Origin of the sequence: Amycolatopsis sp. cmx-8-4, assembly GCF_046548675.1 — a bacterium.
In the GTDB taxonomy this organism is placed as follows: domain Bacteria; phylum Actinomycetota; class Actinomycetes; order Mycobacteriales; family Pseudonocardiaceae; genus Amycolatopsis.
Genome location: NZ_JAEBDZ010000040.1, coordinates 41,144 through 65,316 on the forward strand (window position 1 = coordinate 41,144; position 24,173 = coordinate 65,316).

Annotated in this window: 22 protein-coding genes and 2 pseudogenes; 11 read left to right on the forward strand and 13 right to left on the reverse strand. The window is 71.1% G+C overall.

Going from position 1 to position 24,173, the window contains the following annotated elements:
- Positions 1–9: 9 nt before the first annotated feature.
- The 8 genes and pseudogenes from ybeY to hrcA all read right to left on the reverse strand — a co-directional run bounded on the left by ybeY (position 10) and on the right by hrcA (position 6,623).
- Complete coding sequence (gene ybeY, locus ACLJQZ_RS43740; RefSeq protein WP_410627120.1) at positions 10–588, reverse strand: rRNA maturation RNase YbeY; 579 nt, start codon at positions 586–588, stop codon at positions 10–12.
- Complete coding sequence (locus tag ACLJQZ_RS43745) at positions 585–1,028, reverse strand: PhoH family protein (RefSeq protein WP_410627171.1); 444 nt, start codon at positions 1,026–1,028, stop codon at positions 585–587. Before ACLJQZ_RS43745 ends, ybeY begins: the two co-directional genes overlap by 4 nt.
- A gap of 162 nt (positions 1,029–1,190) precedes the next feature.
- Positions 1,191–2,006 (reverse strand): annotated as a pseudogene (locus ACLJQZ_RS43750) (LAGLIDADG family homing endonuclease); the annotation flags it as partial.
- Positions 1,995–2,738 (reverse strand): annotated as a pseudogene (locus tag ACLJQZ_RS43755) (PhoH family protein); the annotation flags it as partial. The pseudogenes ACLJQZ_RS43750 and ACLJQZ_RS43755, both read right to left, overlap by 12 nt.
- Before the next feature lie 90 nt (positions 2,739–2,828).
- Positions 2,829–3,188 carry a histidine triad nucleotide-binding protein gene (locus ACLJQZ_RS43760; protein ID WP_410627122.1) on the reverse strand — a complete coding sequence of 120 codons (360 nt, stop codon included), beginning with the start codon at positions 3,186–3,188 and terminating at the stop codon, positions 2,829–2,831.
- Between the two features lie 452 nt (positions 3,189–3,640).
- Positions 3,641–4,393: a 16S rRNA (uracil(1498)-N(3))-methyltransferase gene (locus ACLJQZ_RS43765; RefSeq protein ID WP_410627124.1), complete on the reverse strand. Its 753-nt coding sequence runs from the start codon at positions 4,391–4,393 to the stop codon at positions 3,641–3,643.
- A 3-nt stretch (positions 4,394–4,396) separates the two neighbouring features.
- A complete protein-coding gene (gene dnaJ / locus ACLJQZ_RS43770) occupies positions 4,397–5,569 on the reverse strand; it encodes a molecular chaperone DnaJ (protein WP_410627126.1) in 1,173 nt (390 codons plus the stop codon).
- A gap of 31 nt (positions 5,570–5,600) precedes the next feature.
- On the reverse strand, positions 5,601–6,623 hold the full coding sequence (gene hrcA / locus ACLJQZ_RS43775) for a heat-inducible transcriptional repressor HrcA (RefSeq protein ID WP_410627173.1): 1,023 nt from the start codon (positions 6,621–6,623) through the stop codon (positions 5,601–5,603).
- A gap of 210 nt (positions 6,624–6,833) precedes the next feature.
- Between hrcA and ACLJQZ_RS43780 the strand changes: the two genes are divergently transcribed.
- From ACLJQZ_RS43780 to ACLJQZ_RS43795, 4 genes are read left to right on the forward strand one after another with little or no spacing between them, the layout of a single operon-like run.
- Positions 6,834–7,268, forward strand: a complete 435-nt coding sequence (locus tag ACLJQZ_RS43780) for a YbaB/EbfC family nucleoid-associated protein (RefSeq protein ID WP_410627128.1) — start codon at positions 6,834–6,836, stop codon at positions 7,266–7,268.
- Between the two features lie 8 nt (positions 7,269–7,276).
- Complete coding sequence (locus tag ACLJQZ_RS43785) at positions 7,277–7,588, forward strand: type VII secretion target (RefSeq protein ID WP_326943278.1); 312 nt, start codon at positions 7,277–7,279, stop codon at positions 7,586–7,588.
- On the forward strand, positions 7,585–8,790 hold the full coding sequence (locus ACLJQZ_RS43790; RefSeq protein WP_410627130.1) for a hypothetical protein: 1,206 nt from the start codon (positions 7,585–7,587) through the stop codon (positions 8,788–8,790). The genes ACLJQZ_RS43785 and ACLJQZ_RS43790 overlap by 4 nt, the downstream gene beginning before the upstream one ends.
- A complete protein-coding gene (locus tag ACLJQZ_RS43795) occupies positions 8,787–9,281 on the forward strand; it encodes a hypothetical protein (RefSeq protein ID WP_410627132.1) in 495 nt (164 codons plus the stop codon). Before ACLJQZ_RS43790 ends, ACLJQZ_RS43795 begins: the two co-directional genes overlap by 4 nt.
- A 96-nt stretch (positions 9,282–9,377) precedes the next feature.
- Here the strand turns inward: ACLJQZ_RS43795 and ACLJQZ_RS43800 are convergent, their stop codons facing one another.
- Both ACLJQZ_RS43800 and ACLJQZ_RS43805 read right to left on the reverse strand, forming a co-directional pair.
- Positions 9,378–10,232 carry an aldo/keto reductase gene (locus ACLJQZ_RS43800; protein WP_326943281.1) on the reverse strand — a complete coding sequence of 285 codons (855 nt, stop codon included), beginning with the start codon at positions 10,230–10,232 and terminating at the stop codon, positions 9,378–9,380.
- A 75-nt stretch (positions 10,233–10,307) separates the two neighbouring features.
- Complete coding sequence (locus ACLJQZ_RS43805) at positions 10,308–11,798, reverse strand: CoA-acylating methylmalonate-semialdehyde dehydrogenase (RefSeq protein ID WP_410627133.1); 1,491 nt, start codon at positions 11,796–11,798, stop codon at positions 10,308–10,310.
- 145 nt (positions 11,799–11,943) lie between these two features.
- Between ACLJQZ_RS43805 and ACLJQZ_RS43810 the strand changes: the two genes are divergently transcribed.
- Together ACLJQZ_RS43810 and ACLJQZ_RS43815 are read left to right on the forward strand one after the other, a co-directional pair.
- Positions 11,944–13,581, forward strand: coding sequence for a PucR family transcriptional regulator (locus ACLJQZ_RS43810; protein ID WP_410627135.1), 1,638 nt, complete (start codon positions 11,944–11,946; stop codon positions 13,579–13,581).
- 28 nt (positions 13,582–13,609) lie between these two features.
- Positions 13,610–13,972 carry an SSI family serine proteinase inhibitor gene (locus ACLJQZ_RS43815; RefSeq protein ID WP_410627136.1) on the forward strand — a complete coding sequence of 121 codons (363 nt, stop codon included), beginning with the start codon at positions 13,610–13,612 and terminating at the stop codon, positions 13,970–13,972.
- 111 nt (positions 13,973–14,083) lie between these two features.
- On the opposite strand, the gene ACLJQZ_RS43820 is transcribed toward ACLJQZ_RS43815, so the two are convergent.
- The 3 genes from ACLJQZ_RS43820 to ACLJQZ_RS43830 all read right to left on the reverse strand — a co-directional run bounded on the left by ACLJQZ_RS43820 (position 14,084) and on the right by ACLJQZ_RS43830 (position 17,646).
- Positions 14,084–15,574, reverse strand: a complete 1,491-nt coding sequence (locus ACLJQZ_RS43820) for a DUF4173 domain-containing protein (RefSeq protein WP_410627175.1) — start codon at positions 15,572–15,574, stop codon at positions 14,084–14,086.
- A gap of 363 nt (positions 15,575–15,937) precedes the next feature.
- Positions 15,938–16,957, reverse strand: a complete 1,020-nt coding sequence (locus ACLJQZ_RS43825) for an ATP-binding protein (RefSeq protein WP_326943286.1) — start codon at positions 16,955–16,957, stop codon at positions 15,938–15,940.
- Positions 16,954–17,646, reverse strand: coding sequence for a response regulator transcription factor (locus tag ACLJQZ_RS43830; protein WP_410627138.1), 693 nt, complete (start codon positions 17,644–17,646; stop codon positions 16,954–16,956). The genes ACLJQZ_RS43825 and ACLJQZ_RS43830 overlap by 4 nt, the downstream gene beginning before the upstream one ends.
- 247 nt (positions 17,647–17,893) lie before the next feature.
- On the opposite strand from ACLJQZ_RS43830, the gene ACLJQZ_RS43835 reads away from it, so the two are divergent.
- The 5 genes from ACLJQZ_RS43835 to ACLJQZ_RS43855 all read left to right on the forward strand — a co-directional run bounded on the left by ACLJQZ_RS43835 (position 17,894) and on the right by ACLJQZ_RS43855 (position 24,170).
- Positions 17,894–19,447 carry an NCS1 family nucleobase:cation symporter-1 gene (locus ACLJQZ_RS43835; RefSeq protein ID WP_410627140.1) on the forward strand — a complete coding sequence of 518 codons (1,554 nt, stop codon included), beginning with the start codon at positions 17,894–17,896 and terminating at the stop codon, positions 19,445–19,447.
- A 10-nt stretch (positions 19,448–19,457) separates the two neighbouring features.
- The gene (locus tag ACLJQZ_RS43840) at positions 19,458–20,240 is read left to right on the forward strand and encodes a nitrilase-related carbon-nitrogen hydrolase (RefSeq protein ID WP_323336108.1); all 783 of its coding nucleotides are present in this window, start codon (positions 19,458–19,460) and stop codon (positions 20,238–20,240) included.
- A complete protein-coding gene (gene hydA / locus ACLJQZ_RS43845) occupies positions 20,240–21,622 on the forward strand; it encodes a dihydropyrimidinase (RefSeq protein ID WP_410627142.1) in 1,383 nt (460 codons plus the stop codon). The genes ACLJQZ_RS43840 and hydA overlap by 1 nt, the downstream gene beginning before the upstream one ends.
- Before the next feature lie 9 nt (positions 21,623–21,631).
- Positions 21,632–22,630, forward strand: a complete 999-nt coding sequence (locus tag ACLJQZ_RS43850) for a TIGR03842 family LLM class F420-dependent oxidoreductase (protein WP_410627144.1) — start codon at positions 21,632–21,634, stop codon at positions 22,628–22,630.
- 85 nt (positions 22,631–22,715) lie between these two features.
- Entirely contained in the window at positions 22,716–24,170 is a 1,455-nt protein-coding gene (locus tag ACLJQZ_RS43855) for an alpha/beta hydrolase (protein ID WP_410627146.1), read from the forward strand.
- The last annotated feature ends 3 nt before the right edge of the window (positions 24,171–24,173 follow it).

Here is a 24,173-nt window from a genome sequence, read left to right on the forward strand (position 1 = left end):
GGCTGGCGCCTAGGGCGCTTCCCCGGCGGCTGGCCCGGCGTCCACGGCCGGCTCGGCGTCCGCGTCGAGTCCGGCGATGCCGAGGACGCGGTCGTCGGTGTTGCGCTGGGCGTTGCGTTTCTCCAGGGCGGCGACGGCGTCCTGGTACTCGCCGAGGATGCGCTTCTGGAGGGCGAACATCTCGCGTTCCTCCGCGGGCTCGGCGTGGTCGTAGCCGAGGAGGTGGAGGCAGCCGTGCACGGTGAGCAGGTGCAGCTCGTCGATCAGGCGGTGGCCCGCGGTCTTGGCCTGGTCCTTCGCGAACGCCGGGCAGAGCACGATGTCCCCGAGCAGCGCCGGCGACGCGTCGGGCGCGTCGGGCCGGCGGGAGGAGTCGAGCTCGTCCATCGGGAAGGCCATGACGTCGGTGGGGCCGGGCAGGTCCATCCAGCGTTCGTGGAGGTCTTCCATGACTTCGAGGGTGACCAGCAGGATGGACAGCTCGGCGAGCGGGCTGACCTCCATCTTCTCGAGGGCGTAGCGGGCCGCGGAGACGATGGACGTCTCGTCGACGTCGACGCCGGACTCGTTGGCGATTTCGATGCTCAACGCCGGTTGCCCTTCCAGCCGTTGCTCTGCTGGTCCTGGGCGTCCTGCACGGCTTGCCACTTCTCGTAGGCGTCGACGATGTCGCCGACGAGCTTGTGCCGGACGACGTCCTGGCTGGTCAGTTCGGCGAAGTGCAGGCCCTCGACGCCGCCGAGGATGTCGCGCACGACGCGGAGGCCGCTGCGCTGCCCGTTGGGCAGGTCGACCTGGGTGATGTCACCGGTGACGACGATCTTGGAGCCCTGGCCGAGCCGGGTGAGGAACATCTTCATCTGCTCGGGCGTGGTGTTCTGCGCCTCGTCGAGGATGATGAAGGCGTCGTTGAGGGTGTTGTGCGTGAGCAGGTGGTCCTCGGTGACGTACAGCGAGTCCTCCGCCGCGACCTGGATGCACACGGCTTCCGCCCGGCCGGCCGGTTCGATGCGGTCGATGAACCGCATCGGGCGCCCACCCCCCGCCGCTTGGTACTTGACCAGCTTGCGGTCGAGACGGAACGGCTCGACCCCGGCCGGAAGCCGGATGTCGAGGACGTGGGCGTCGTGCCGGTAGCCGACGTCCCGCCCCTTGGCCCGGCCCGGCTTGCGGCCGAGGGCGGCCCGGTTGCGGATGTAGGCGACCCCGCCAAGCGAACGGACCAAGCCGATCACGTCGTCCTTGAGGTGGGGCGACGTGGTCGTGTACTGGATGCGGCAGGTGCGGGCGAGCTGGGTGACCGGCCCTCCGTCGGAGTCCAGGAGCCCCTGCAGGACGGCGAGCCGGACGGCGGCGGAGTTCCGGAGGTAGACCTCGGGCACGAACTTCGTGTGTGAACGTGTTCCGAGCAGGTCCAGGGCACGCAGGGCGGCCGTGACCGGGTTCTCGAGTGTGATCACGTCGCCCGGCTGCCGTACCCGGTTGAGAACGTAGTCGGGACCTTCCTTGTGCCGCACGACGACGCCGGGCAGTGCCGCGCCGAGCGCGAGGGCGAGTTCCGGGTCCTCGGTCGCGAAACTCGGTGTGGTCGAGCCGGTCAGGCAGCCGTCACCGAGGAGAAGTCCCAGTGCGTACGGGTCCATCGGGACCTCACGCTGCGGGTGGCAGACCGGCGCCGTCAGCATCGGCAGCTCGTACCGGCGCGTGTGCGCGGCCCGGAGCTTGCCGATCATCTCCTTCGTCTCGAGGACACGCCACGGCTTGTTGCGGCGCTTGTCGGCCGCGGTCCGGACTGTCCAGAGGTGCTCACCGCAGCACAGCGTCGACGAGCCGTCGCCGGCCGTGACGCGGTAGATGTCCTTCTCCCCCTGCGGGTAGACCCCGAGGACGGGGGTCGGCTCACCGTTGGAGCCGACGACCAGGTCACCGACCGCCAGCTCGCCGATCGGGCGCCAGCCGTCCGGGGTCAGCACCGGTGTGTCGACAGGCTGCGCGCGGCCGCGCATGTAGGCCAGCGGCGCGATCTCGATGGTGCCCGCCTGCATGAGCCGCGGGATCGACTCGGGCTCGACCATGTCGTGCAGCGCGTCGTAGAGCGGCCGCAGGTAGGGGTCGATCTTCTCGTTGAGGGTGCCGGGCAGGTAGCCGAGGCGCTCGCCGGCTTCGACGGCCGGGCGGGTGAGCACGATGCGGGTGACGTGCTTCGCCTGGAGGGCCTGGACGGCCTTCGCCATGGCGAGGTAGGTCTTGCCGGTGCCGGCCGGGCCGATGCCGAAGACGACGGTGTGCTTGTCGATGGCGTCGACATAGCGCTTCTGGTTGAGCGTCTTGGGCCGGATGGTCTTGCCGCGGCGGGAGACGATGTTGAGGCTGAGCACCTCGGCCGGGGACGCGTCCCCGGTGCTCAGCATCCCGATGGTGCGGCGGACGGTGTCCGGGCCGACCTGCTGCCCGCCGGTGGCGAGGGTGACGAGCTCGGCGAAGACGCGTTCGGCGAAGGCGACGTCGGCGGGGGTGCCGGTCAGGGTGACCTCGTTGCCGCGCACGTGCACGTCGGCGGCGAGGAGTTCCTCGGCGACACGCAGGTTCTCGTCGCGGGAGCCGAGCAGGCTGAGGGCGGCGGCGTCGGGGATCGGGAACCGGGACTGTGCCGCCTGGGTGGCAGCGTTGTCGTCGGTCTTGGGGACGTCTCCGGGGACGTCGGGTCGGGCGGCTCCACCCGGTGCGGTTCCGGCCACGTGGCCTCGGCCCTGCTTTCTCGGTGAGGGACTACTGACCCCTCGATGCTACTGGCACCCACCGACAGAACGCAGACGGGTTTCCGCTAATCAGCCCGCATGAGCCCCGAAGAACCCCAGGGGCTCCCCACCAAGCACATGAGCATGCACGTGGAACACGGTCTGCCCGGCATCCCCATCAGTGTTGAAAACCACCCGATACCCACTGTCAAGGACGCCCTCAAGCTCAGCAACGGCACGACAGGCCCCAACAACCCGCCCCAACAGCGAGGGATCAGCAGCGGCAAGCTCCCCAAGGTTCCGATACCGCTTCTTGGGCACCACAAGCACATGAACCCGAGCCTGAGGCCGAATATCCCGGAACGCAAAGGTCGCCTCGTCTGAGTACACAACATCGGCAGGGATCTCACCAGCAATGATCCGCTCGAAGAGCGTCTCGTCCTCACTCATAGAACAAACCCTAGCCACCAACCCCGGAAGCCGCCCACACGAGCCGATGCGAGTGAAGCGAGCGAGCAAGCAACCCGACCACACGAGGCGAGGGCCGAAGGCCCAAGCAAGGAACGCGCCTTTTGAACGAGAGCAACACAAAAGCCGCGGGGGTCCGGGGCTTGCCCCGGCTGGGGGTCTGGGGGTTTGACCCCCAGAAGACACACCGAAGCGAAGCGGCAACTGACGGAGCGAAGCGGAGGAAGATGCCGCGCAGCGGCGGATCCTGGGGGTCGATCCGCCGCTTGCGCGGCTCCGCCGGACCGAGGGGGGAGGTGCCCGGCGGGGTCTGTGTTTTCCCAGTAGCGCGCCGAAACACTGTGTGGCGCGTTAGTAAACGAGAGTAACGGGTCGGAGTGTGATCGCGCCATAACTGGGCGCAAAAACCAGCCTTTTTTTCGGGGGTGATCTTTTCACTGCCACCGGGTGGTGAGGGCGCCCAGCGCGCCGAGGGCGACCGCCGCGGCGGTGGAGGTGCGCAGGACGGTGGTGCCGAGGCGGACGGCCCGGGCGCCGGCTTCGCGGAGGGTGTGGAGTTCGTCGTCGGTGATGCCGCCTTCGGGGCCGACGACGAGGAGGATGTCGCCGGTGTCGGGCAGTGCCAGGTCGGTGAGCCGGTCGGGGACGTCGGATTCGAGGACGATGACCAGGGACATCGTCGCGGCGAGGCCGGCGAGCTCGCGGGTGCCGACGGGTTCGGTGACGTCGGGGACGTGCGCGCGGCGGGCTTGTTTCGCGGCCGCGCGGGCGGTGGTGCGCCAGCGGGCGAGGGCCTTGTCGCCGCGGCCGCCGTCGTCCCACTTGGCGACGCTGCGGGCGGCGCGCCAGGGGACGATGGCGTCGGCGCCGGCCTCGGTGGCGAGTTCGACGGCGAGTTCGCCGCGGTCGCCCTTGGCGAGGGCCTGTGCCACCACGACGCGCAGTGCGGGTGGCTCTTCGGTCCAGCGTTCCTCGATCGTGAGGGTCAGCAGCGCGTCGCGGCCGGGCTGGACGGCGTCGACGACGCAGCGGGCCAGGCCGCCGGCGCCGTCGGAGAGGATCAGCCGCTCCCCCACGCGCAGGCGGCGGACGGTCGCCGCGTGCCGGGCTTCCTCGCCGTCGAGCACGGTGCGCCCGGACGCGGGCACCGATTCGGCGAGGAAGACCGGCAGGGTGGTGTCGGGCACGGCTCAGCGGTGGTTCTTGGCGCGCAGCTTGGAGAACAGCCCGCCGTGCTTGTTGCCGTTGGACGCCAGCGTCGGGACTTCTTCGCCGCGCTGCGTGGCGAGGTCCATGAGCAGCTCGCGCTGGGCTTCGTCGAGCTTGGTCGGGACGACGACGTCGATGTGGACGTGGAGGTCGCCGCGGCCGTCGACGCGGCCCGAGGACCGCAGCCGGGGCATGCCCTTGCCGGTGAGGACCAGCTCGGCGTTGGGCTGGGTGCCCGGTTCGACGTCGAGCTCGTAGTCGCCGTCGACCAGGGTGGCGATGGGCACCGTGGCGCCGAGCGCGGCCGTGGTCATCGGGATGCGGAAGTTGCAGTGCAGGTCGTGGCCCTGGCGGACGAAGACCTCGTGCGGGGTCTCGTCGATCTCGACGTACAGGTCGCCGGCCGGGCCGCCGCCGGGGCCGACCTCGCCCTGGCCGGACAGCCGGATGCGCATGCCGTCGCCGACGCCCGGCGGGATCTTCGCGGTGACGTTGCGGCGGGCGCGGATGCGGCCGTCGCCGCCGCACTGGCGGCAGGGGTCGGAGATGACCTCGCCGAAGCCGCGGCAGACCGGGCAGGGGCGGGCCGTGACGACCTGGCCGAGGAACGACCGCTGGACGGACTGGACCTCGCCGGCGCCGCCGCAGGTGTCGCAGGTCTTGACGCCGGTGCCCTCGGTGGTGCCCGCGCCGCGGCAGAGGTCGCAGACGATCGCGGTGTCGACGGCGATCTCCTTGTCCACGCCGGTCGCGCAGTCCTCGAGGCTGAGGCCGAGCCGGATCAGGGCGTCGGAACCGGGCTGGACGCGGCTGCGCGGGCCACGCCCGCGACCGCCTCCCGCTCCCCCCGCGGCGCCGAAGAAGGCGTCCATGATGTCGCCGAGGCCGCCGAAGCCGGCGAACGGGTCGCCGCCCCCCGCGCCGCCGCGGCCGCCGCCGTCCATCGGGTCGCCGCCGAGATCGACGATCTTGCGCTTCTGCGGGTCGGACAGCACCTCGTAGGCGGTCGTCACCTCGCCGAACTTGTGCTGCGCGTCCTCCGACGGGTTGACGTCGGGGTGCAGCTCTCGGGCCAGCTTCCGGTACGCGCGCTTGATGTCCTGGTCGCTCGCGTTCTTCGCCACCCCGAGGATGCCGTAGTAGTCCCTCGCCACCGTCTCTGCTTCTCCTTCTGCTCTGCCCGGCTCAGCGGCCGGACAGGATCTGACCCACGTAGTTGGCGACCGCGCGCACCGCGGCGATCGTGCCGGGGTAGTCCATCCGGGTCGGGCCGACCACCCCCATGCCGCCGAGCACCATGTCCTGGCCGTATCCGATCGAGACGACCGAGGTGCTGCGCATCTGCTCGTCCTCATTTTCCTCACCGATGCGCACCGTGATCGCACCGGGGTTGCGGGTGGCGGCGAGGAGCTTGAGGACGACGACCTGCTCCTCGAGCGCTTCGAGGACCTGGCGCAGCGAGCCGGGGAAGTCCGCGACGTTGCGGGTGAGGTTCGCCGTACCGCCCAGGACCAGGCGTTCTTCGGGGTGTTCGGCCAGTGACTCGACCAGCACCGTGCACACGCGGATGAGCGCGTCGCGCAGCTCGCCGGGCGAGGAGTCGGGCAGCTCGGCGACGCGCGCGGCGGCCTCGTTGAGCCGCCGGCCGGCCATCGCGGCGTTGAGCACCGTGCGCAACCGCGCGACGCCGTCCTCGGTGATGACGTCGCCGAGGTCGACGGTCCGCTGGTCGACGCGGCCGGAGTCGGTGATCAGCACCAGCATGAGCCGGGCCGGGGTCAGCGGCACCACTTCGAGGTGGCGCACCGCGGCGTTGGTCAGCATCGGGTACTGGACGACGGCGACCTGCCGGGTCAGCTGCGCGAGCAGCCGGACCGAGCGGCGCAGGACGTCGTCGAGGTCGGTGCCGCTGTCGAGGAATGTCGTGATCGCGCGGCGCTCGGCCGCGCTCAGCGGCTTGATCTCGGACAGCCGGTCGACGAAGAGCCGGTAGCCCTTGTCGGTCGGGATCCGCCCGGCGCTGGTGTGCGGCTGGGTGATGTAGCCCTCTTCTTCGAGGGTGGCCATGTCGTTGCGCACGGTCGCGCTGGACACGCCCAGGTTGTGCCGTTCGACGATCGTCTTCGAGCCGACCGGCTCCTGGTTGGAGACGTAGTCGGCGACGATCGCGCGCAGCACGTCGAAGCGGCGTTCGTCCGCGTTGGCCACCCGTTCCTCACCCACTTCGCTCGCTGCTCATGCCGAGTTTACGGAAGCCTGAGCCGGTCGCGCTCAACACCGCCCGTCTCGCTCCGGGTAAAGAACGGACAAATGAATTCCCATGCGTTGTTCTCGGAAAGATTTTCGGGTTGTCGGCGGAACCGAAACGGGGTTTGCTGCCTCTGATCCGCATGCCCTCCCCCGACTTTCGAGGTCGCCGTGAACACCAGTGAACCCGCTTCGGCCGGTATGCCCGAAATCGCCCGGCGCGCCGCGGAGGCCAAGGTCCGGCTCCAGCACATCTCGGCGACGGCCACGAGCGCCGACGGCGCCGTCACGGTGACCGTCAACACCAGCGGTGCGCTGCAGGAACTCACCTTCGGGCCGCGTGCCGACGAGCTGCCGCGCGCCCGCCTCGCCGCCGCCGTCGTGGCCACCGCGAAACGCGCCCAGGTGCAGGCGGCCCAGCAGCTGACGAGCGTGATGGCGCCGGTGATCGGCGCCGACAGCGACGCGATGAAATTCCTCCGGGAACAGATTCCGGAGCCCGAATTGCCCGAAGAGGAATCACCTCGGGATTTCCCCCGGAAACCGCCGCCGCGGCCGGGTGACGAAGAGGACTTCGGCGGCCCGATCCTGCGCCGGGGGCTGTGATGACGGCCATGAAGGTCGACTTCGACGTCCTCGGCGGCCACGAGGACGAGATCCGCGAGATCGCCGGCCGGGTGCAGCAGGCGCTCGACGCCGCGGGCACCGCCCAGGCGCTCGACTTCGACGCGTTCGGCATCGTCGGGCAGGTCTTCGCCGTCCCGATCCAGGGCTGGGTCGACCAGGCCGACGGCCTCCTCCAGGCCGCCGTCGACGCCGGGCACGACGTCGCGGACCGGGTGAAGACCGCGCACACGGCGTTCAGCGAGCACGAGCAGCACACGAAGAGCCTCATCGAAGGCATCGGCAAGGAGCTGCCGGCATGACCGAGACGCAGGAGAACCCCCTCGTCGCGACCAGCGAGCCGGCAGGCGGCTTCTGGAGCGGGATGGGTGACGGCTCGAAGGGCGAGCTGGACAACGTCAACGCCCAGACCGGCGGCGCCGGCATCTTCAGCGACGCCGCCTCGACGCTGACCGACGCGCGCAACGGCGACTGGGGCAACCTCGCCATGGACGTCGGCACGGACGCCCTCGACCTGCTCGGCGCGGCGATGGACCCGCTCGGCACGCTGGCCAGCGCCGGCGTCGGCTGGCTGATCGAGCACATCAGCTTCCTCAAGGATGGCCTCGACAAGCTCGCCGGCAAGCCCGAGGCCGTCACCGCCAAGGCCGTGACCTGGTCGAACATCTCCAAGCAGCTCACCGAGACGGCCGAGCAGTACGAGCAGAAGGCGGCGAAGGTCGGGCAGTCGTTCAGCGACTGCGGCTCCGCGGAGGCCTACCAGCGGACGGCGGAGAGCTACGTCGGCGTCCTGCGCGGAGCGGCTTCGCACGCCGACAGCGCGTCGACGGCGATGAACGTCGGCGCCGCGCTGGTCGGCACCGAGCGCGGCCTGATCCGCGACCTGATCTCGTCGTTCGTCGGCGAGCTGATCGTCAAGGCGCTGGCCGCGCTCGCGGCGTCGTGGTGCACCTTCGGCGGCACGATCGCGGCGTTCATCGCCGACTCCGTCGTCGAGGGCGGGGTGCTCGCGGAGAAGATCAGCACGCGCATCACGAAGGTCGTCGAGAAGCTGGAGAGCCTCGCCAAGGGCGCCGGCAAGTCGAAGGCGGCCCTCGAAGGCGCGGCGAACGCGCTGAAGAAGGTGGGCAAGGGCGTCGACAAGCTGGTGGACAAGAGCGTCGACACGGCCGCGGGCATCGAGCGCAAGGCCAACGAGCTGAAGCAGGCCGGCAAGGAGGCGAAGACCGCCGAGGAGACGGCCAAGGGGTGGAGCGACGCCGCCAAGGAGCACGTGCCCGGCCGCGAGAAGGTCGAAGGTCCCGGCGAGAAGTACTCCGAGGAGGGCCGCAGCGTGCTGAACCAGCATAAGCTGCTCGACCCGAACGAGAAGGTGCACTGGAGCACGGCCGACACCGTCGGCGTCGTGACCGAGGGCCGCCGCCAGGAGAACGAGCAGATCGACCGGAACCACGAGGCCACGGAGGCCTACGAGAAGGAACACCCCGAGGGCGAGGGCGAGTGATCGAGCAGGCCGAGGTGGAGCTGGCCAACCGCAACGGGCAGCTCCACCCCGCCCAGCGCGGGAAGCTGCTCGACCTCAACTTCTGGGCCGCCGCCGTGGTGGCGATCGCCGGGGTGGTGGTCGCGGTGCTCGTCGCGACGGTGGCCGACACCGCGGGCGAGGTGCTGGGCACCGTCGTCCCGATCCTGGCGCTGACCGCCTGGTTCGCCTACATCAGCTGGCGGCGGCTGGCCGACGCCCTCGGCGGGCGGCTGCTCGCCGTCACCGGCTGGACGCACGACTTCGACACCGCGCGCCTCACCGACGAGTACCCGATCGGCCTGCACCACAGCCCGGCCGGGTTCAAGAGCGTCGAGACGTTCAGCCTGCGCGCCGGCGGCCGGACCTACCCGCTGGAGCGCGAGCTCCGCGGGCGGATCCGGCCGGACCGGGTCAACACCGTCCTGATCACGCCGCGCAGCAAGCTGCTGATCAACGTGCTCCCCGCTTAGCGATCTCCCGCCCTCACCACCACCTGAAAGCCGTGAAGGCCTCCTTCCCGGCTCTTATGGCCGGTAAGGATGCCTTCACGGCTTTCCCGCAGGGGGTCAGGCGGCCGCCTCGGACAGGGCGTCGAACTCCGCGTCCGTCAGCTCGATGTCCGCCGCCGCGATGTTGTCCTCGACGTGCGCGACCGACGACGTGCCCGGGATCGGCAGCACCACCGGCGAGCGCTTGAGCAGCCAGGCCAGCGCGAGCTGCGACGGCGACGCGTCGTGCTCCTTGGCCAGGGTGCTCAGCGGGCTGTCCGGGCCGGCGAGGGCGCCGGTGGCCAGCGGGAACCACGGGATGAACGCGATGCCGTGCTCGGTCGCGTGCTCCAGCAGCGGCTCGGCGTCGCGCTTGACCAGGTTGAACATGTTCTGCACGGACACGATCTCCGCGGTCTTCTGCGCCTCCTGCAGATCCGCGACGCCGACCTCGGACAGGCCGATGTGCCGGATCTTGCCCTCGTCCTGCAGCTTCTTCAGCTCCCCGATCTGCTCGGCGACCGGCACCTTCGGGTCGATCCGGTGCAGCTGCAGCAGGTCGATCCGCTCCAGGCCGAGGTGGCGCAGGCTCAGCTCGACCTGCTGGCGCAGGTACTCGGGCCGGCCGACCGGGATCCACTCGTTCGGCCCCTGCCGGGTGAAACCGGCCTTGGTCGCGATGACGAGGTCGTCGGCGTACGGGTGCAGGGCCTTCTTCAGCAGCAGGTCGGCGACGAACGGGCCGTAGACGTCGGCGGTGTCGATCAGCGTGACACCCAGCTCGACGGCGCGCCGCAGCACGCGCACGGCCTCCTCCGGGTCCTTCGGGTCGCCCCAGACGCCAGGCCCGGTGAGCTGCATCGTGCCGTACCCCAGCCGGGTCACCGGCAGGTCGCCACCGATCGTGAAGGTGCCCGAGTTCTTCGCACTCATCTTTCGTCCCATCGTCGTCCGGGGTGCTCCACCGGGTCTCAACCCGCGGAGCACCCCGGACAATCCCGGATCACGTCAGGAATTGCGCGGGAACCCGAGGTTCACCCCGGCGTGCGACCGGTCGGGCCAGCGCGAGGTGACGACCTTGGTGCGCGTGAAGAAGTGGAAGCCCTCCGGCCCGTAGGCGTGGCTGTCGCCGAACAGCGAGTCCTTCCAGCCGCCGAAGGAGTAGTAGCCGACCGGCACCGGGATCGGGACGTTGACCCCGACCATGCCGACCTCGACCTCGTTCTGGAACCGCCGCGCGGCCGCGCCGTCGCCGGTGAAGATGGCCGTGCCGTTGCCGTACGGGTTGGCGTTGACCAGGTCCAGGGCGTCGTCGTAGGACGCCGCGCGCGCCACCGACAGCACCGGGCCGAAGATCTCGTCGGTGTAGATCGACATCTCCGGGCGTACGTGGTCGAACAGCGTCGGGCCGAGCCAGAAACCGTCACCGGGCACCTCGACGCCGCGGCCGTCGACGACCAGCGCCGCGCCCGCCCCGACCCCGGCGTCCACATAGGACTCGACGCGCTCGTGGTGGGCGCGGGTGACCAGCGGGCCCATCTCGGACTCCGGGTCACGCCCGTCGCCGACCTTCAGGTTCCCGATCCGCTCGGCGATCTTCGCGACCAGCTCGTCGCCGACCGGGTCGACGGCCACCACGACCGACACGGCCATGCAGCGCTCCCCCGCCGAGCCGAACCCGGCGGACACCGCGGCGTCGGCGGCCAGGTCGAGGTCGGCGTCCGGCAGCACGATCATGTGGTTCTTCGCGCCGCCGAGGGCCTGGACGCGCTTGCCGTGGCGGGTGCCGGTCTCGTAGACGTACCGCGCGATCGGCGTCGACCCGACGAACGAGATCGCCTTGACGTCGCGGTGTTCCAGCAGGCCGTCGACCGCGACCTTGTCGCCGTGCAGCACGTTGAGCACGCCTGCGGGCAGCCCGGCCTCGGCGAACAGCTCGGCGAGGAACACCGCCGCCGACGGGTCCTTCTCACTGGGCTTGAGCACGACGGTGTTGCCGCAGGCGAGCGCGTTCGGCACGAACCACAGCGGCACCATGGCCGGGAAGTTGAACGGCGAGATCACGCCGACGACGCCGAGCGGCTGGGCGATCGAGTAGACGTCGACGCCGGTGGAGGCGTTCTCGCTGAAGCCGCCCTTGAGCAGCTGCGCGGCCCCGCAGGCGTACTCGACGTTCTCGATCGCGCGGGCGATCTCGCCGGCGGCGTCGGACTCGACCTTGCCGTGCTCGCTCGTGACGATCTTCGCCAGCTCGTGCTTGCGCGCCGAGAGCAGCTCGCGGAAGGCGAACAGGACCCGCGTCCGGCCGGCCAGCGACGTCCCGCGCCAGCCCGGCAGCGCCGCGGTCGCGGCCGCCACGGCCTGGTCGACCTCCGCCTGCCCGGCGAAGTCGACCTGCGCGCGGACCTGCCCGGTGGCGGGGTCGAAGACGTCGCCGGTGCGGGCCGGGGTCCCGGTGAACGGCTTGCCGTCGATCCAGTGGCTGATGCGGTCGGTCACGACGGGCACTCCTTCGCTCGGGGACGTCCCTGCGAGTGTCCGGGCGGGCGCCACGCGGACGCCATCGGCAACGTGTACGGACTCGCCGCCCCGGCCGTACAGTCTGTCCCCTGCCGATCTTCGCAACCATCACCAGCGAGGTGCCGTGTACCCGACCGTGGCCGACGTGCTCGCGCTGCCGGTGCTGCGCCAGGGCCGGCCGCACGTCGTAGCGGGCGCCGCCGGGCTGGACGCGCCCGTGCGCTGGGCGCACGTCGCCGAGGTCGCCGACATCGCGCACCTGCTGCGCGGCGGCGAGCTGGTGCTGACGACCGGCGTCGCGCTGCCCGACGACGGCCCGTCGCTGGCCCGCTACGTCGCCGACCTGGCCGGCGTCGGCGCCGCCGGCGTGGTGATCGAGCTGGTCCGGCACTGGAGCGACAAGCTGCCCGCGGCCCTGGTCGAGGCCGCCGAAGAGCACGGATTTCCGCTGGTCACGCTGTCACGCGAGACGCGGTTCGTGAGCGTCACCGAAGCCGTCAACGGCCAGATCGTCGACGCCCAGGTCGCCGAGCTGCGCGCGGCCGAGCGGGTGCACGAGACGTTCACCGCGCTCACGGTCGCGGGCGCCGAACCCGGCGTCGTGCTGGGCGAGGTCGCGCGGCTCACCGAGCAGCCGGTCGTGCTGGAGACGCTCTCGCACGAGGTGCTGGCCTACGACGCGGCCGGCACCGACCCGGCCGAGCTGCTCACCGGCTGGCCCGCGCGGTCCCGGGTGGTCCAGGTCGGCGAGCGCACCGGCTACCACGCGAACGCGGGCTGGCTGGTCACGATCGTCGGCGCGCGCGGCCACGACTGGGCGCGGCTGATCGTCGTGTGCGCCGACCAGCCGCCGCACCGCCACCGCGTGGTCGCCGAACGCGCCGCGTCCGCGCTCGCCGTGCACCGGCTGGTCGCCAAGGACTCCGACGGCCTGGAGCGCCAGGCCCACCGCGCGGTGCTCGCCGAGCTGCTGGCCTCGCCCGCGCCGTCGGCGGAGCTGCTGGCCCGGGCGTCCGCGCTGGCCGTGCCGCTGGCCGGGCGGCAGCTGGTCGGGCTCGCGGTGCGGCCGCGGTTCACCGGCACCGGACGGCCGGCGTTGTCCGCGCCGCCGGTGCTGCGCGAGCTGGCCGAGGCGACGGCGCTGGCCGCGCGCCGCGCGAAGGTGTCGGCACTGGTGGCGACCGACGACATCGGGGTGCGGGCGCTGATCGCGCTGTCCCCCGAGGCGAACGCCGACGCGGTGCTGCAGCGGCTCGCCACCGACGTCCACGAGGCGCGCAGCAGCGCCCCGGGGGTGCTCGCGGTCGGCACCACGGTGCTCTCGCCCGCCGAAGCGAGCCGGACGCTGCTGGAAGCCGGGCAGGTCGCGGCCGCCGCCCTGGGCGCCGGCGAAGAGCGGGTGCTGCACCGGCTGTCCGACGTCCGGCTGCGCGGCCTGCTGCACCTGCTCGCCGGGGACGAGCGGGTGACGGCGTTCGCGACCCGCGAGCTGGGGCCGTTGCTGCACCGCGACGCCGCGTCCGGCAGCCGGCTCGTGCAGGCGCTGCGGCACTACTGCGAGCAGGGCGGCAACAAGTCCGCGGCGGCCGCGGCCGCGCACACCTCGCGGACGGCGTACTACCAGCAGCTCGCCCGGATCGAGCAGGTCCTCGGCGTCCGGCTGGAGGAGCCGGAGTCGATGCTCTCGCTCTACGTCGCGCTGCTGGCGGTGGACCTCACCCGGCCGAGCGAAGAAGACTCACCCGGACGTGCAGCACAGTGATCACCTTCGGCCTGCCGATGAGACCGATATGGCCCTCCTCCCGTTCGCTGCCTGCCTGCTGAGCCTGAGCTGTCTCGCGCCCGCGCAGCCGCCGGCGTCGACGTTGCAGCTGACCAGCCACGACACCGCCGACCGGATCGGCTCGGTCGTGCTGACCTGCGACCCGACCGGCGGCACGCACCCGAAGCGCGGGAAGGCGTGCGACGTCCTCGAAAGCGTGAACGGCGACTTCACCCGCATCCGCGGCCGGCACCAGGCGTGCACGCTGATCTACGCCCCGGTCGACATCACGGTGGCCGGCACCTGGCGCGGCCGGCCGGTGTCGTTCCGCACGACCTACGCCAACCGCTGCGAGGCCGTCCGCGACTCCGACGACGTCTTCGCTTTCTGACGCAGCGCCTTCCGAGCACGGTTTCGCGCGCGGGAGCCGCCGGGCCGCCCCCACGACGGCCCGGTGGCTCCCGCTCGACCTCATGGACCACGCACGAACGCGCCGTTCGGTTCAGCCGCACCGGCCGAGAGTGACCTCGCGCGCCGTCGCGCGGCTGAGGTTCCAGGCGGGCCAGCCGTCCGGGGTGTCGTCGGCGAGGATCCGCCGCAGCACGCAGGTGCGCATCGGCTCGGCCAGCCGCGCCGAGACGACCGGGACGACGTCCGTCGAGAACCCGCCGAGATAGCTGTGGTCCAGGGGCTTTCCGGCGGCGGCGCGGTCGAGGTTGGCGTCGGCGATGAGCCGTTCCGGATCGAGGAGGGCGAGCGTGAGCAGCGCCGCGGCGGCGGTGCCGATGGCCGCGCGGGGCAGCCACGTCGAGCGCAGCTTGACCAGCGAGGCGATCACCAGCACGAAAACCGCGCCGAACCACAGCTCGCAGACTTCGACCAGCAGCCGCAACACCGTGAAGCCGTAGGCCTCCTGGTAGGTCCACATGCGACTCAACGCGGACCCGACGAGCACCAGGCTGAGCCCGCTGAGCGCCCCGAGCAGGACGCGCTGGCGGAGCCGGTCGGCCCGGGTGACGTCCGGCGCCCAGCGCAGCGCCGCCGCGACGATGGCGAGCGTCAGCACCGTGACCGCGCAGAGCTGCCAGAAGCCGCCACGGGCGTATTCGGCCGCGGTCAGGCCGCTGGTGCGCAGGACGTACTCGGTGCCGCCGAAGAGCGCTACCAGCCGGACCGCGACGAAGACGCTGAAGAGCAGCACGAGGACGACGAGCGGGACTGTCCACTCCAGACCGTACTTGCTCCGGTGTGGCCGGTCGGCGGTCGCCCGAGGCGGTGGCGCGGCGAGGAAGTAACAGGCCCCGGCGACGACCGACGCGGCGACCACGAAGACGAGACACCACCGCACGACGGTCGCGACGCTGAGGTCGGGGATCATCGCGCGAACGAGCGCGGCGAAGGCGGCGTCGGCACTGGCGAGCAGCGGCACGAAGACGGCGACGAGCACCGCGGCGGCCAGCACGGCGAGCGCGATCCGCCGGGCCACGCCGTCGCGGCGGGCGGTGAACTTCCCGAGTCCGCGCCCGGCCCACGGAACCGCCCGCAGCGCTTCGAGCGGGACGGCGAGCATGTCGTAGAGAACGGTGTGGACGGTCCGTTTTCCCACCAGTGCCAGCGATCCGCTGACGACGGCGCCCAGCACGCAGAGGACGAACAACCACCCGGACGCCCGGACGGCCCCCATGCTCAGCAGCGCGAGGGAGAGGGCGGCCCACCCGGCGTTGCGCCAGGTGAAGGTCCCGTCTTGGCCTTCCCGCGCCCGCCGATCGGCGACGACGACGGCCCCGACGACGGCGATCCCGGTGAGCAGCCACCCGATCCCGGGCCGCCAGACGGGCAGCACCAGCGCGGCGACCACCCCGGCCACCCCGGCGGCCGGAAGAACCGCAGGCGGCAGTGGCACCACAGCGGACTTGGGCGGCGGCAGCGGCCGCATCAACACCGGGGGCGCAGCAACGGCCACGCCACCACCCGCACCCGACCCACCGCCCATCCCTGGTTCCCGCCCCACGGCAGCACCAAATCCCGGCGCACCACCAGCAACCGCGCCCCGCCGCGCGCTGCCACTTCCTACCGCGCCTACACCACCCGCCACTGCACCCGGCCGCGCGTCACCACTTCCCGCGGCGATCGCATCAACCGGCTCGGCCGCACCTTCCGGCGCCTCCGCCACCCGAGGCCCGGCCGAGCGCTTCCCCCGCGGCACACCGCCGCCACCGACACTGGACTTGGGCATTTCGCCTGCTTTCTCGCGTACTCGCGTTCACGTTCGCAAATGTCAGGTGCCGCTCTGCTCACCGTCTCGTGAGTGGCAATGAGGGTTCTAACCCGCATTACCACTCACGACCCCCGGCACTCAGGCCGTCGGGAGGGTCACCCGGATCCGGCCGCCGGTTCCCGCCGACGGCTCCACCACGCCGATCGAGCCGCCGTGCAGCTCCACCGCCCACCGCGCGATCGCCAGCCCCAGCCCCGTGCCGCCGCCGGTCGGCCGCTCGCCGCGCGTGAAGCGCTCGAACACGCGCGTGCGGTCCGCCGGGGCGATGCCCGGGCCTTCGTCGCACACGTCGATGCGCACCTCACCCACCCGCGTCTCCGCGAGGATCCGCACCACGCCGCCCGCGGGCCCGTGGCGGGCCGCGTTCTCCAGCAGGTTCGCGACCACCTGGAACAGCCGGCCACGGTCCGCCGTCACGACCGCTTCCGGCGGCGTCACCGCCACCTCGAACCGCACGCCGCGGCCCGCGAAAGCCGCCTCGCCGACGACGTCCGACAACAACCCGGCCAGCGGGAACGACGTCTTGTGCAGCGGGATGGCCCCCGCGTCCAGCCGCGACAGGTCCAGCAGCTCGTCGACCAGCGTCGCCAGCCGCTCGGTCTGCTGCAGCGCCGTCTTCAGCGTCGCCGGGTCCGGGTCCTCGACGCCGTCGACGAGGTTCTCCAGCACCCCGCTCAACGCCGTGATCGGCGTCCGCAGCTCGTGGGACACGTTCGCCACCAGCTCGCGGCGCTGCCGGTCCGCGTCGCCGAGATCGCCCGCCATCTGGCTGAACGCCTGCGCCAGCTCGCCCACCTCGTCCCGCGTGGTGGCGCGGATGCGGCGCGTGTAGTCGCCCTTCGCCATCTCCCGCGCGGCCGCCGTCATCTCGCGTAGCGGCCGGGTCATCCCGTGGGCCAGCACCTGCGAAAGCACCAGGGCCAGCACCATCGCGGTGATCGTCGTCTTCGGCGGCAGCCAGCCGATCTGCCAGTTGAAGAACGCGAACGCGACCCCGCCGGACGCGAGCATCAGGATCGCCAGCTTCAGCTTGATCGACCGGACGCGGTCGAGCGGCCGCGGCAGCAGCTCGGCCACCGTCACGATGACGCGCTTCACGATCCCGCCTCCAGCGCGTAGCCGACGCCGTGCACGGTGCGGATCAGGTCCGCGCCGAGCTTCCGCCGGAGGGCCTTGATGTGGCTGTCCACCGCCCGCGTCCCCGCGGACGTGCCGTGCACGTCCCAGGCCCACACCTCCGAGAGCAGCCGTTCCCGCGGCTGCACCACCCGCGGCCGCCGCGCGAAGTGCACCAGCAGGTCGAACTCGATCGGCGTCAGCTGCGCCGCCACCCCGGCCCGGGTGACGCGCCGCTGGTCGACGTCGATCTCGAGGTCGCCCAGCACGATCCGCGCACCGTGCGCGGACGAAGACCGCTCGACGCGCCGGAGCAGCGCGTGCACCCGGGCCGTCAGGACCCGCATCGAAAACGGCTTCGTGAGGTAGTCGTCGGCGCCGACGCCGAGCCCGACCAGCATGTCCGTCTCATCGGCGCGCGCGGTCAGCATGAGCACCGGCACCGGCCGCCGCCCCTGGATCCGGCGGCAGACCTCCAGGCCGTCGAAGCCCGGGAGCATCACGTCCAGCACCACCAGCGCCGGCTCCCAGGACGCCTCGGCTTCGACCGCGGCCGGCCCGTCGTGGGCGACCTCCACGGTGAACCCCTCGGCCCGCAGCCGGGCCGCGATCGACGCGGCGATCGTGACGTCGTCCTCGACGACCAGCACGCGCCGTCCACCCAGTTCCATAGGGGCGACTTTAAGCACCGGAGGTGGAGACGGTCGGCGCGAACTGTGGAGATCCTGTGGAGACACGAACCGGCAGGTCACGGGGCCTGCGTGTTGCGAAGAGGTTGCGTCAGGACTACGGCGTGATGTGTGACGTACGTCATGCATTGCCACGACGTGAACGCAATCGACAGTCTGCGTTCCGACGCGGCGAAGAGTGAACAGTCTGCCAATGCCACCCGCGCGCACCGGCGCGGAAGATTCCGCAATGGCGCCGACACCCGCAGACCAGCGCGTGCACGAGGACGGCCGGGTCGAGCTCGAACCCGGTGACGTCCGGTCTCTCGAAGGCAGCCGGTTCTTCAACGACGAACTGGCCCCCGTCCCCGTCCAAAAGCGAACCTGGACCACCTACAACTACTTCGCGCTCTGGATGGGGATGGCCCACAACATCCCCAGCTACGCACTGGCCGCGTCGCTGATCGCCCTCGGCATGAACTGGGTGCAGGCGCTCATCACCATCACCATCGGCAACCTGGTCGTGCTGGCGCCGATGCTGCTCAACAGCCACGCCGGCACGAAGTACGGCATCCCGTTCCCGGTGTTCGCCCGCGCCTTCTACGGCATGCGCGGCGCCAACCTGGCCGCGCTGCTGCGGGCGTTCATCGCGTGCGGCTGGTTCGGCATCCAGACCTGGGTCGGCGGCGAGGCCATCTACGTCATCCTCGGCCGCCTGCTCGGCTCGGGGTGGCGGGACGCGCCGATGATCGCCGGGCAGCACTGGACGCTGTGGCTGTCCTTCGTGGTGTTCTGGATCGGCCAGATGCTGATCATCTGGCGCGGCATGGACGCGGTCCGCCGGTTCGAGAACTGGACGGCACCGCTGGTGTCGGTCGGCTTCCTGATCATGCTCGGGTACGTGCTGGTCAAGGCGGGCGGGCTCGGCCCGATCCTGGCCGACGGCGGCAAGCTCGGCTGGGGCCCCGACTTCTGGAAGGTGTTCGCGCCGTCGCTGATGGCGATGATCGCGTTCTGGTCGACGCTCTCGCTCAACATGCCGGACTTCACGCGCTTCGGCGGCAGCCAGCGCAAGCAGGTCCGCGGCCAGATCCTCGGCCTGCCGACGACGATGACGTTCATCGCGATCGTGGCCATCCTGACCACCTCGGGCGGGCACGTCCTCTACGGCGAGGACATCTGGGACCCGGCGCAGCTGGCCGACAAGTTCACCAGCCCGGTCGTGGTCGTCGTCGCGCTGGTCGCGCTGGTGCTCGCGACGATCTCGGCGAACCTCGCGGCCAACGTCGTCAGCCCGTCCTACGACTTCTCCAACGCCTTCCCGAAGAAGATCACCTTCGCGATCGGCGGCGGGATCACCGGCGTCATCGGCGTCCTGATCCAGCCGTGGCGCCTCTACTCCGACCCCAACATCTACATCTTCGCGTGGCTCGGCTTCTACGGCGGCCTGCTCGGCGCGGTCGCCGGGGTGCTCGTCGCCGGGTACTGGGTGATCGCCCGCACGAAGCTCAAGCTGAAGGACCTCTACACACCCGATGGGGTGTATTGGTTCAGCGGCGGCTGGAACTGGCGCGCCCTGGTCGCGACGCTGGTGGGAGCCGTTCTTTCGGTCGGTGGCGCGTATGGCGGGCCGTTCCCCGACAGCGGGCTCATCCCGTTCCTCAAGCCGCTTTACGACTACAACTGGGTGGTCGGCTTCGTCTCGGCGTTCGTCGTCTTCGCCGCCCTGTCCGCATCATCGAACAAGGAGGAAGCCAGTGAGCGTGGTCCGAGCCGCATTGATCCAGCAGCGGTGGACGGGTGACAAGGAGTCCATGATCAAGGCGGCGGTGGACCACATCGCCTCCGCCGCCTCGCAGGGCGCCCAGGTCGTCTGCCTGCAGGAACTGTTCTACGGCCCCTACTTCTGCCAGGTGCAGGACACCGAGTTCTACTCCTACACCGAGGGTATCCCGGACGGGCCGACGACCAAGCTCATGCAGGAGGTCGCCGAGCGCCACGGCGTGGTGCTGATCGTGCCGATGTACGAGGTCGAGCAGCCCGGCGTGTACTACAACACCGCCGCGGTGATCGACGCCGACGGCACGTACCTCGGCAAGCACCGCAAGAACCACATCCCGCAGGTCAAGGGGTTCTGGGAGAAGTTCTACTTCCGGCCCGGCAACCTGGGCTACCCGGTGTTCGACACCGCCGTGGGCCGCATCGGCGTCTACATCTGCTACGAGCGGCACTTCCCGGAGGGCTGGCGCGCGCTGGGCCTGGCGGGCGCGAAGATCGTGTTCAACCCGTCGGCGACCAGCCGCGGCCTGTCGCAGTACCTGTGGAAGCTGGAGCAGCCGGCCGCCGCGGTGGCGAACGAGTACTTCGTCGGCGCGATCAACCGCGTCGGTGTGGAACCCCTGGGCGAGAACGACTTCTACGGTCAGACGTACTTCGCCGACCCGCGCGGCCAGCTGATCGGCGACGCCGCGTCCGACACCGACGACGAGGTCGTCATCCGCGACCTCGACATGACCCTGATCGACGAGGTCCGGGACCTGTGGGCGTTCTACCGCGACCGCCGGCCGGACACCTACGGCCCCCTCACGGAGGCCTGATGACCACGCTCATCAAGGGCGGTCAGGTCGTTTCGCCGTCGGGCGCGCTCCTGGCGGACGTGCTGGTGGACGGCGAGACCATCGCCGCCGTCGGCGCGCCCGGCGCGCTGTCCGGCGACGAGACGATCGACGCGACCGGCAAGTACGTGCTGCCCGGCGGGATCGACGCACACACGCACATGGAGATGCCGTTCGGCGGCACGCACTCCGTCGACACGTTCGCCACCGGTACCACGGCGGCGGCGTGGGGCGGCACGACGACGATCATCGACTTCGCCGTGCAGGCCAAGGGCACGTCGCTGCTGTCCACCATGGACAAGTGGCACGGCAAGGCCGACGGCAACTGCGCGATCGACTACGGCTTCCACATGATCGTCTCCGACGTCAACGACCAGTCGCTGAAGGAGATGGAAGCCTGCGTCGACGCCGGGGTCGGCAGCTTCAAGATGTTCATGGCCTACCCGGGCGTGTTCTATTCGACCGACGGCGAAATCCTGCTGGCTATGCAGAAGGCGCGCGAGATCGGCGCCACGATCATGATGCACGCGGAAAACGGCATCGCGATCGACCAGCTGGCCGCGCAGGCGGTGGCCGCCGGAAAGACCGACCCGGTGCAGCACGGCCTGACCCGGCCGCCGGAGCTGGAGGGCGAGGCGACGTCACGGGCGATCCAGCTCGCGAAGGTCACCGGCTCGCCGCTCTACATCGTGCACCTCTCGGCGTCGCAAGCGCTTGCGGCGGTCGCGGAAGCACGCAACGAGGGGCAGAACGTCTTCGCCGAGACGTGCCCGCAGTACCTGTACCTCTCTATCGAAGACCTGGCGAAGCCGGACTTCGAGGGCGCGAAGTACGTCGCATCGCCGCCGCTGCGGGAGAAGTCGCACCAGGCCGACCTGTGGCGCGGGTTGCGGACGAACGACCTGTCCGTGGTGTCGACCGACCACTGCCCGTTCTGCTTCAAGGACCAGAAGGAGCTGGGCCGCGGCGACTTCCGGGCGATCCCGAACGGCATGCCCGGCGTCGAGCACCGGATGGACCTGCTGCACCAGGGCGTCGTCGCGGGTGAGCTGACGCTCGGGCGCTGGGTCGAGACGTGCTCGGCGACGCCAGCGCGGATGTTCGGGCTGTACCCGCGCAAGGGCGTGATCGCCGCGGGTTCGGACGCCGACATCGTCGTCTACGACCCTGCGGCGACCCAGACGCTGTCGGCCGAGACGCACCACATGAACGTGGACTACTCGGCGTACGAAGGGTTCGAGCTGACCGGTCGCGTGCACACGGTGCTGTCCCGTGGGCGGGTCGTGGTGTCGCCTGACGGGTTCACCGGGTCGACGTCACACGGCAAGTTCCTGTCCCGCTCGCTGAACCAGTACCTGAACTAGGAGCGGCCCATGGACTTCGGGATCGTGCTGCAGACGGACCCGCCCGCGCGGGACGTCGTGCGGCTGATGAAGGACGCCGAGGACGCCGGGTTCCGCTACGGCTGGACGTTCGACTCCTGCGTGCTGTGGCAGGAGCCGTTCGTCATCTACTCGGCGATCCTGGCCGCGACGTCGTCGCTGGTGGTCGGACCGATGGTGACCAGCCCGGGCACCCGGGACTGGTCGGTGATGGCGTCGACGTTCGCCACGCTCAACGACATGTACGGCAACCGGACGGTCTGCGGCATCGGCCGCGGCGACTCCGCGCACCGGGTCGTCGGGAAGCCACCGTCCACTTTGGCCACCGTGCGCGACTGCATGCACGTGGTCAAGGAGCTCGCCGAAGGGCGGGCGGTCGAGATGAACGACACGACCGTGCAGATCCCGTGGATCTCGGGCGGCCGGCTCGAAATGTGGATGGCCGGGTACGGGCCGAAGGCGCTGAAGACGGTCGGCGAGCACGCCGACGGCTTCATCCTGCAGTGCGCGGACCCGGCGATCGCGCGCTGGACGATCGGCGCGGTGCGGGACGCGGCGCGCGCGGCCGGGCGCGACCCGGGCGGCATCACGATCTGCGTCGCGGCCCCGGCGTACGTCGGCGACGACCTGGCGCACCAGCGCGAGCAGCTGCGCTGGTTCGGCGGGATGGTCGGCAACCACGTCGCCGACCTGGTCGCGCGTTACGGATCTTCCGGTGCGGTGCCGAAGGAGCTGACCGACTACATCCGCGAGCGGGAGGGGTACGACTACAGCCACCACGGCAAGGCGGGCAACCCGTCGACGGAGTTCGTCCCGGACGAGATCGTCGACCGCTTCTGCCTGCTGGGCCCGCCTTCGGCGCACGTGTCCCGCCTGCAGGAGCTGGCCGAGCTGGGCGTCGACCAGTTCGCGCTGTACCTGATGCACGACGACCGCGAGGCGACCCTGGCGTCATACGGCTCGCAGATCATCCCGAAGCTGACCGCCTGAAAGCCGTGTGTAGGGCTCGCCCTACCTCGGTTCCGGGGGCGCGCACCAGCGCGCCCCCGGTCCCGGCGGCGGGACGATCGGGCCCATGAAATCTCCGAAACTCCGTGCTGCGCTGGCTCTGGGGGCCGCCACGCTCGCGGTGGGCGCACTCGCGCCCGCGGCAGCGGCGAGCCCCGCCGGAATCGTCTGGGAAACCTGCCCCGCCGGCTCGCCGGGCGGGTACGACTGCGGCCGCCTCGACGTCCCTCTGTCCTATCAGGACTCTTCGGCCGGGACGGTGTCGGTCGCGATCGGCCGTCTGCCCGCCACCGACCAGGCCCACAAGCTGGGCACGATCTTCTACAACCCCGGCGGCCCGGGCTCGTCCGGCCGCTTCGCCCCGGCGTTGACGCCTTTCCTCCACACTCGCTACGACATCGTCGGGATCGACCCGCGCGGGGTCGGGGCGAGTGCGAAGATCCACTGCTTCACCGACCCGTCGCAGCTGGAAGTGCTGCAGCGGGCGCTCGGGACGTTCCCGCTGACGCCGGCCGCCGAGCAGCAGCAGATCGCGGACACCCAGACCGTGACCGACCTGTGCGAGCAGAACGCCGGGCCGCTGGCGAACCACCTGTCCACCGGCACGATCGCCCGCGACCTGGACCGGCTGCGCGCCGCGTTCGGCGAGTCGAAGCTGCGCTACTACGGGAAGTCGTACGGCACGTACATCGGCGAGACGTACGCGAACCTGTTCCCCGGCCGCGTCGGCACGCTGGCCCTGGACGCCGTCGACGACCCGTCGCGCTGGGCGACCGGCGCGGGCCCGATGAGCTACCGCCTGGCGGGCTACGTCGACGGCCCGCGGGCCCTGCAGTCCTTTTTGGACGCCTGCGCCGCTCGCTGCGACTTCGACTATTCGGCCATCCTCGATCGCTTGGCCGCTGGCCGGATCACCGTGACCGACACCGCCGGGCGCCAGGTCGTCGTCACGTACCAGAGCGCGATCGCCCAGATCCACAACTACCTGACGGACGCCCAGGCGGCCCCACAGCTGGCGGCGTACCTCCGGGCCCTGGCGGACCCGGCGTCCCCGGCCCCTGCTGTCCCCGGCGGCCCCCCGGACGTCGATTCGATGCTGGGCGGCGGCGCAACCCTGTGTTCGGACGCGGCGAACCCCCGTGACCCGGCGGTCTGGGCGGGATACGCCCGCGCAGCCGACCGAGTAGGCCGCGGCTTCGGCCCGTACGACGTCTACAAGACGCTCCCGTGCGCGACTTGGGACGTCGCGGACCCGGGCCGCTACACCGGCCCGTGGAACCGCCCGACGGCGCCGATCCTCCTGCTCGCCAACCGCCAGGGCGACCTGGAAACCCCGTACGACGGAGCTCAGCGAACGGAGAAGCTGCTGGCCAACGCGCGCCTGCTGACTCTGGACACGTACGGCCACGGTTCCCGCGGCAAGAGCGCGTGTGTCGACAAGTCGCTGGACGCCTATTTCCTGACGGGCACAGTCCCGGCCCGGGGCACGATCTGCGCGCCGGACCAGGGCCCGTTCGGCTGACCC

What these genes read in the sequence shown, in the direction of transcription:
- ACLJQZ_RS43745 (WP_410627171.1), bottom strand. Translation starts at nt 1,028, where the DNA reads ATGCGGTTCATCGACCGCATCGAACCGGCCGGCCGGGCGGAAGCCGTG.
- ACLJQZ_RS43760 (WP_410627122.1), bottom strand. Translation starts at nt 3,188, where the DNA reads ATGAGTGAGGACGAGACGCTCTTCGAGCGGATCATTGCTGGTGAGATC.
- ACLJQZ_RS43785 (WP_326943278.1), top strand. Translation starts at nt 7,277, where the DNA reads ATGAAGGTCGACTTCGACGTCCTCGGCGGCCACGAGGACGAGATCCGC.
- ACLJQZ_RS43790 (WP_410627130.1), top strand. Translation starts at nt 7,585, where the DNA reads ATGACCGAGACGCAGGAGAACCCCCTCGTCGCGACCAGCGAGCCGGCA.
- ACLJQZ_RS43800 (WP_326943281.1), bottom strand. Translation starts at nt 10,232, where the DNA reads ATGAGTGCGAAGAACTCGGGCACCTTCACGATCGGTGGCGACCTGCCG.
- ACLJQZ_RS43815 (WP_410627136.1), top strand. Translation starts at nt 13,610, where the DNA reads ATGGCCCTCCTCCCGTTCGCTGCCTGCCTGCTGAGCCTGAGCTGTCTC.
- ACLJQZ_RS43820 (WP_410627175.1), bottom strand. Translation starts at nt 15,574, where the DNA reads ATGGGCGGTGGGTCGGGTGCGGGTGGTGGCGTGGCCGTTGCTGCGCCC.
- ACLJQZ_RS43830 (WP_410627138.1), bottom strand. Translation starts at nt 17,646, where the DNA reads ATGGAACTGGGTGGACGGCGCGTGCTGGTCGTCGAGGACGACGTCACG.
- ACLJQZ_RS43835 (WP_410627140.1), top strand. Translation starts at nt 17,894, where the DNA reads ATGGCGCCGACACCCGCAGACCAGCGCGTGCACGAGGACGGCCGGGTC.
- ACLJQZ_RS43840 (WP_323336108.1), top strand. Translation starts at nt 19,458, where the DNA reads ATGATCAAGGCGGCGGTGGACCACATCGCCTCCGCCGCCTCGCAGGGC.
- hydA (WP_410627142.1), top strand. Translation starts at nt 20,240, where the DNA reads ATGACCACGCTCATCAAGGGCGGTCAGGTCGTTTCGCCGTCGGGCGCG.
- ACLJQZ_RS43850 (WP_410627144.1), top strand. Translation starts at nt 21,632, where the DNA reads ATGGACTTCGGGATCGTGCTGCAGACGGACCCGCCCGCGCGGGACGTC.
- ACLJQZ_RS43855 (WP_410627146.1), top strand. Translation starts at nt 22,716, where the DNA reads ATGAAATCTCCGAAACTCCGTGCTGCGCTGGCTCTGGGGGCCGCCACG.